This window comes from Micromonospora chalcea, assembly GCF_002926165.1.
GTDB lineage: Bacteria > Actinomycetota > Actinomycetes > Mycobacteriales > Micromonosporaceae > Micromonospora > Micromonospora chalcea.
This window is the reverse complement of record NZ_MAGP01000048.1, coordinates 1-6,810: the sequence shown is the minus strand read 5'-3', so window position 1 is coordinate 6,810 and position 6,810 is coordinate 1. Positions and strand designations below refer to the sequence as shown.

The following is a 6,810-nucleotide window of genomic DNA, read 5'->3' as shown; positions in this document are numbered from 1 at the left end:
CCGTCACTGTGACCCGCTCGCCGTCGCCGGCCTCGCCGGCGAAGCCGCCGAGCCCCTCGTCGAAGTCGATGCTGTCGGCCAGCACCTCCCGGGCCACGCACTCGGTGTACGCGGAGACCGCCGCGCGTACCTCCTCGGAGGCGGAGACGGCCACCGTGATCCGGTCGGAGACGTCCAGGTCGGCGTCAGGGGCGGCAGCTCCGGCGCGTGCAGCTCCCAGCCGGTGGTGTCCACCCCCTCCCACGGGTCGACCGGCGTGGCGTGCTCGGGCGAGTCCAACGGCGGCACCGGCGTGGGCTCGGCGGACGCGCCCCAGCGGGGCCGGCTCGGCGGCGGTGGCGGGACGGCGGCGCAGCCGCTCCAGCGGGGCGCCTCGACGCGGGTGGCATTCGGTGCGTTCCCAGTCGGGTTCGGGGCGTTGTCCACCCGGGTGGGGTCCGGCGTGGTGGCCGAGGGTGGCTGCGGCGCGGCGTCGATCCGGGTCGGGTCCGGCGTGGTGGTGGCCGCCGGCGGCTGCGGGGCCGCGTCGATCCGGGTCGGGTCCGGCTGGCGGCCGGTGCGGGGAGTGGGGGCGGGTGTGGTCCGGCCCGGCACCGGGGCCGACCCGCGGGCCCGTGTGACCGGCACCTGCGGGACGGTGTCGGTCCCGCCGGCGGCTGTCGCGGTGTTGTCGGCCGGTGTTCCGGCGGTCTCGGCGGGTGTTTCGGCGTCGGCTGCCGGGGCGTCAGCGCTGTCGGCGGGCGTCTCGGTGCCGGCGGCGAGGGCCTCAGCGCTGTCCGTGGCCGTCTCGGTCGCGGCGGACTGGACCTTGGCGGTGGGTGTCTCGGTTCCGGTGGGCTCGACCCTGTCCGTGGGCGTCTCGGGCGCGGTGGCGTCGACCTCGTTCGTGGGCGTCTCGGCCTCGGTGGTCCACGGCTGCGGGGCCGCGTCGTGCGAAGGCGCGGCGGTGTCCGGCGTGGTGGACGGCCGGCCCTCGGGTGCGGCGGCTCCCGGCGCGGCGGACGGCGACGCCGGAGCGGAGGCGCCGGTGGCGTCCTCGGTGTCGACGGCGGTGGCCGGCTCGGTGACGGTCGGCTCCTCGGCCCCGTCGGCCGGCCGGCCCGCCCCCGGCTGCGGCTGCGGCATCGCGGCTATCTCCTCTCGCGCCCGTTGCGAGGTTAGTACCGCCCCGCCACCCAGGACTAATCCCGCCCGCTCACCGGCCCCACTCCGGTGATCAAGGAGTTCGTGTCCGGTGGGAGCGCGGGACAGCCCGCAAACTCCTTGATCAACGCGGCGGACACGGGCGCGGGTGTGGCGGCGGGGACGGCGGGGCGGGGGCACCGCGTACGCTTGGGCATCATGAGTGCCCCGTCCACCACCCCGCGTCCCGCCGCCGCCAACTCGGTCTGGCCTCGGCTGGAGCCGTTGCTGCCGCAGGTGACCAAGCCCATCCAGTACGTGGGTGGAGAGCTGGGCGCGGTGGTCAAGGACTGGGACGCCGCCACCGTCCGGTGGGCGCTGATGTATCCGGACGCGTACGAGGTGGGCCTGCCCAACCAGGGCGTGCAGATCCTGTACGAGGTGCTCAACGAGCTGCCCGACGTGCTGGCCGAGCGGACGTACGCGGTCTGGCCGGACCTGGAGAAGCTGATGCGCGCCCACGGCGTGCCGCAGTTCACCGTCGACGCCCACCGCCCGGTGCGTGACTTCGACGTGTTCGGCGTCTCGTTCTCCACCGAGCTGGGTTACACCAACCTGCTCACCGCGATCGACCTGGCCGGCATCCCGCTGCTCGCGGCCGACCGCACCGACGCCGACCCGGTGATCGTGGCCGGCGGGCACGCCGCGTTCAACCCGGAGCCGATCGCCGACTTCGTCGACGCCGCGGTGCTCGGCGACGGCGAGGAGGCGGTGCTGGAGATCACCGCCATCGTGCGGGAGTGGAAGGCCGAGGGCTCCCCGGGCGGCCGGGACGAGCTGCTGCTGCGGCTGGCCCGGACCGAGAGCGTCTACGTGCCGCGCTTCTACGACGTCGACTACCTGCCCGACGGCCGCATCCAGCGGGTCGTGCCGAACCGCCCGGACGTGCCGTTCCGGGTGCACAAGCGCACGACGATGGACCTGGACGCCTGGCCGTACCCGAAGAAGCCCCTGGTCCCGCTCGCCGAGACGGTCCACGAGCGGTACGCGGTGGAGATCTTCCGGGGCTGCACCCGGGGCTGCCGGTTCTGCCAGGCCGGCATGATCACCCGTCCGGTGCGGGAGCGCTCGATCACCACCGTCGGCCAGATGGTCAAGGAAGGGCTGGAGTTCTCCGGCTTCCACGAGGTCGGCCTGCTGTCGCTGTCGTCGGCCGACCACTCGGAGATCGGCGACATGTGCTCCGGCCTGGCCGAGCAGTACGCCGGCACGAACGTCTCGCTGTCACTGCCCTCGACCCGGGTGGACGCGTTCAACATCGACCTGGCCCAGGAACTGTCCCGCAACGGGCGGCGGACCGGTCTGACGTTCGCCCCGGAGGGCGGGTCGGAGCGGATCCGCAAGGTGATCAACAAGATGGTGTCGAAGGAAGACCTCATCCGCACCGTGGTCACCGCGTACTCCAACGGCTGGCGGCAGGTGAAGCTCTACTTCATGTGCGGCCTGCCCACCGAGACCGACGAGGACGTCCTGGAGATCGCCGACATGGCGCACGAGGTGATCCGGGCCGGCCGCGCCGCCACCGGGTCCAAGGACATCCGCTGCACGGTCTCCATCGGCGGTTTCGTGCCCAAGCCGCACACCCCGTTCCAGTGGGCCTCGATGGAGCGGCCGGAGGTCATCGACGGCCGGCTCAAGCTGCTCAAGCAGGCGATCAACAGCGACCGGTCGCTGGGCCGGGCGATCGGCTTCCGCTACCACGACGGCGAGCCGTCGCTGATCGAGGGCCTGCTGTCCCGGGGCGACCGCCGGGTCGGCGCGGTGATCCGCAAGGTCTGGGAGAACGGCGGCCGGTTCGACGGCTGGAGCGAGCACTTCTCGTACCAGCGCTGGGTGGACGCCGCCGCCGAGGTGCTGCCGGCGTACGGCGTGGACCTCGACTGGTACACCACCCGCGAGCGCGAGGAGCTGGAGGTCCTGCCCTGGGACCACCTCGACTCCGGCCTGGACAAGGACTGGCTCTGGCAGGACTGGCAGGACTCGCTGTCGGAGTACGAGCAGGACGACTGCCGCTGGACGCCCTGCTTCGACTGCGGCGTGTGCCCGTCCATGGACACCGAGATCCAGATCGGCCCGACCGGCCGCAAGCTGCTGCCGCTCACCCCGGTCAATGGACTGAAGCTGCCCGCCGCCGCCCAGGGCTGAGGCGCGGACCGTACCGGAGCGCGGGAACCCGACCGGGTTCCCGCGCTCCGTCGTCCTTCCGGGCGACCGCGCGCGTGCGCGGGGTGGGGCTGCCCCGACTGGTGCATCCTCGATACGCTGCGTCCGTAATGGACCGGCCAGGGCCGGTAGCGGGGAGGACAGCAGGCATGGGCATCAATCCGCCGGATACCGGCGATCTGCACGTCAGCGTCGAGGACCTGGACGCCGCAGCGGAGTACGTCGAGCGCCTCAAGCAGTACGTCGACGACACCATCGGCTACGAGATGGAACGCATCAAGGAGCGGATGAAGGGCGACAGCGGCAACGCGCAGACGGTGCCCAACGGCACCCCGTTCGGCGCGTACGAGGACGCCCGGATGCAGTGGGCGGCGCTGACCAGGTCCACGGCCAGCATGGAGGCCCACCTCAAGGCCATCTCCATGAAGCTGGCCGGCCTGAAGCAGGGCACGCAGGACATCGCCAAGGCGTTCCGCGACGCCGAGGCCCGCAACGCCGCGAACGGCAAGGACATCGAGCGGCTGCTGGAGACCGCGGCCCCGCCGCCGGACGCCGGGCAGCAGCCCACCTACCCGTACACGGCCTGAGGGGGAGACGGTCATGGCAGGAGGCACCTGGGAGCGCTGCGTCCGTGAGGTGACGCTCTCGGCGGATCCGGAGACCGTGGGCTCGGTCGGCGCGGGCTGGCGCAACCTGTCCACCGCGCTCGGCCATCTGCGTGACTCGCTGGTCGGCCGCTCGTTCGTCGGCCCGATCGCGCCCGGCCAGGAGCGCCCGCACACCGGCGGCCTCCCCGGGCTGCTCGCCGGCTGGCAGGGCAGCGGCGGCGACGCGTACCGCGAGCACCTGGGCGAGATCGGCAAGGAGATCGAGGAGCTCATCACGCACGCCAGCAACGTCAGTGGCGCGCTGTCGCGGATCGAGGGCGACATCCGTACGGCGGTGGCGAGCATCCCGATCCCGCTGATGGACAACTTCGGCTGGAACGAGTGGAGCCTGCCCGGCGGCACCGAGCTGGACGACGCGCGCGACGGCGAGAGCCAGTCCGGCTTCCTCGCCGCCCTGCGCAGCGACTACCAGTCCAACCAGGCGCTCTACGCCGACGGCGCGTTCCGCGACAAGGCCGACGATCTCGAAGCCACCATGAAGATCGACGGCAACGCCAACGACCAGAAGCGCGGCGGCTGGTGGGACACCAAGTCCCACCTGGACAACTGGTACCGCGACAACCAGCAGGCGGCCAACAAGGCGATGTCGCCGCTGCCGGCCGCGGTCGAGGCCGAGCGTCCCAAGCTGGTCGTACCCCAGCCCGACGGGCGGCTCGACGACGGCTACCGCGCGGATCCCCGCGTACCCCCGTCCGGAGTGCCCGGTGGTGGGCTGCCCGGCGGCGGTGGTGGCGGTGCCGGCGGTGGCGGCGGGATGCCCTCGCTGGGCAGCACCGGCATCGGCGGCGGCGGTGGTGGTGGTGGCGGTGGCGGCTCGTTCACGCCCCCGCCGACCACCGGCGTGCCCGAGTTCGGTGGCGGCGGCCCCGGCGGCGGCTCGTACACCCCGCCCGGCACCGGCCTGCCCGGCGCCGGCGCCCCGGGTTCCGGCAGTCCCGAATACGGCACCGGCCTGGCCGGCGCGGGTGGGCCGGGCACGATCACCCCGGGCGGTCCGGGCAGCACCTTCGGCGGTGGCGGCGCCGGACTGAGCACCGGCGGCGCCGGCTTCGGCGGCGGTGGCGCCGGGCTGGGTTCGGCGGGCGGCATCGGCGGCGGTGGCCTCGGCGCGGCCGGTGGCATGGGCGTGGGCGCGCTGCCCGGCATGGTCGGCGGCGGCAACGGCAAGGTGCCCCCGCTGACCAGCGCGGCCGGCGCGCTGCGGGCGGCGGCGGGCGCGGGGCCGGGAGGCGCGGGCGCGGCCGGTGCGCGTGGTGGCCTGGCCGGCGCGGGCATGATGGGCGGCGGGATGATGGGCGGCCACGGCGGCGCCGGGCATGGCGGCGGCGGTGGCGACCACTCGTCGTGGTTGACTGAGGACGACGATCCGTGGGGCACCGGTGACGGTGCGTCCCCGGGCATCCTGCGATGAGGACGGACGGATGACGGTGCACGTCGGCGCGTTCCGGCCGGTGTTGGCCGCGCTGGCGGCCGGGCTGATGGTGCTGGGGGCCGCGCAGCCCGCGATCGGCGCGCCACGCCGGTCCGAGCAGTGGTACCTCGACGAGCTGCGGATCGACCGGGCGCACCAGATCTCCACCGGACGCGGTGTCGTGGTCGGAGTGGTCGACAGCGGCGCCGACGCCGCCCACCCGGATCTGCGCGGCCGGCTCCTCGCCGGCCGCAGCACCTTCGACTCCGGCGACGGCCGGCGCGACCCGGACGGTCACGGCACCCACATGGCCGGGATCATCGCGGCGAACGGCACCGGGGTGGTCGGCGTCGCGCCGGACGCCCGGATCCTGCCCATCCGCACGCCGTCCGGCGACAAGGGCGCCGACGCGGGCAACTCCGCGACCGGCATCCGGATGGCGGTGGACGGCGGCGCGAAGGTGCTCAACCTGTCCTACGGGCACGCCGGCGCCGTCGACGAGGGCGAAGAGGCGGCAATCCGGTACGCGCTGGAACGCGACGTGGTCGTGGTGGCCGCCGCCGGCAACGTCCGCAAACTCGGCCCCGACATCGCCTCGCCCGCCAAGATCCCCGGCGTGATCGCGGTGACCGGCACGACCCGGGGCGGCGGCTTCTGGCCCGGCTCGGCCCAGGGCCCGGAGGCGGTGGTCGCCGCTCCGGGGGACGAGGTCTACAACATCGGACCCGACCGGGGGTACGGCTGGGGCGACGGCACGTCCGACTCCACGGCCATCGTGGCCGGTGTGGCGGCGCTGATCCGGTCGAAGTTCCCCCGGCTCTCCGCACCCGACGTGATCAACCGGATCATCCGTACCGCCCGGGACGCCGGCCCGCCCGGCCGCGACCCGCAGTTCGGCTTCGGCCGGATCGACCCGGTGGCGGCGCTCACCGCCGACGTGCCGTCGGTGTCGGCGAACCCGCTGCTCGGCGCCGCTCCGGCCAGCGCGTCCGCGCCACCGGCCGCGGCCGAGGACGAAGACTTCGACGTGACCGACTACGGCGACCGGGGCGGCCCCACCGACCAGCAGGTCATGGTGATCGGCATCGGCATCGCCGTGGCGCTGGTGGTGCTGGTGGCGCTCGTGGTGTTCCTGATCTGGAACCGCCGCCGGCACCGGCGCGAGCTGGCGCGCGCCGCCGACATCCCGGACGAGGCGCTCGACCGGATGCCCGACCAGGGCCCGCCGGTCCCGGCCGGCCACCCCGCCGGCTACGGCCCGCCGCCCGGCTACGGCCCACCCGGCGGCCCTTCGTCGCCCGGCGCCTACGCCCGCCCGGGGTGATCGTGCCCGGCCCACCCGCGCCGGCCGGGCCGGTGCCGTATTCGGGACTGCCGGAACCCGGG

Annotated in this window: 5 protein-coding genes and 1 pseudogene; 5 read left to right on the top strand and 1 reads right to left on the bottom strand. The window is 74.4% G+C overall.

What is annotated here, in order from left to right; genetic code table 11:
* Nucleotides 1–196, bottom strand: a pseudogene (locus BAW75_RS06030) (DUF5915 domain-containing protein); the annotation flags it as partial.
* Between the two features lie 222 nt (nt 197–418).
* Between BAW75_RS06030 and BAW75_RS06025 the strand changes: the two are divergent.
* From BAW75_RS06025 to mycP, 5 genes are all read left to right on the top strand, one after another.
* Nucleotides 419–1,216, top strand: a complete 798-nt coding sequence (locus tag BAW75_RS06025; protein WP_146074801.1) for a hypothetical protein — start codon at nt 419–421, stop codon at nt 1,214–1,216.
* A gap of 125 nt (nt 1,217–1,341) precedes the next feature.
* Entirely contained in the window at nt 1,342–3,327 is a 1,986-nt protein-coding gene (locus tag BAW75_RS06020; RefSeq protein WP_043328969.1) for a TIGR03960 family B12-binding radical SAM protein, read from the top strand.
* A 167-nt stretch (nt 3,328–3,494) separates the two neighbouring features.
* The gene (locus tag BAW75_RS06015; protein ID WP_030503083.1) at nt 3,495–3,932 is read left to right on the top strand and encodes a hypothetical protein; all 438 of its coding nucleotides are present in this window, start codon (nt 3,495–3,497) and stop codon (nt 3,930–3,932) included.
* A 13-nt stretch (nt 3,933–3,945) separates the two neighbouring features.
* The gene (locus BAW75_RS06010) at nt 3,946–5,424 is read left to right on the top strand and encodes a hypothetical protein (protein WP_104112918.1); all 1,479 of its coding nucleotides are present in this window, start codon (nt 3,946–3,948) and stop codon (nt 5,422–5,424) included.
* Nucleotides 5,425–5,434: 10 nt separating this feature from the next.
* Nucleotides 5,435–6,748, top strand: a complete 1,314-nt coding sequence (gene mycP / locus BAW75_RS06005; RefSeq protein ID WP_104112917.1) for a type VII secretion-associated serine protease mycosin — start codon at nt 5,435–5,437, stop codon at nt 6,746–6,748.
* Nucleotides 6,749–6,810: the final 62 nt, after the last annotated feature.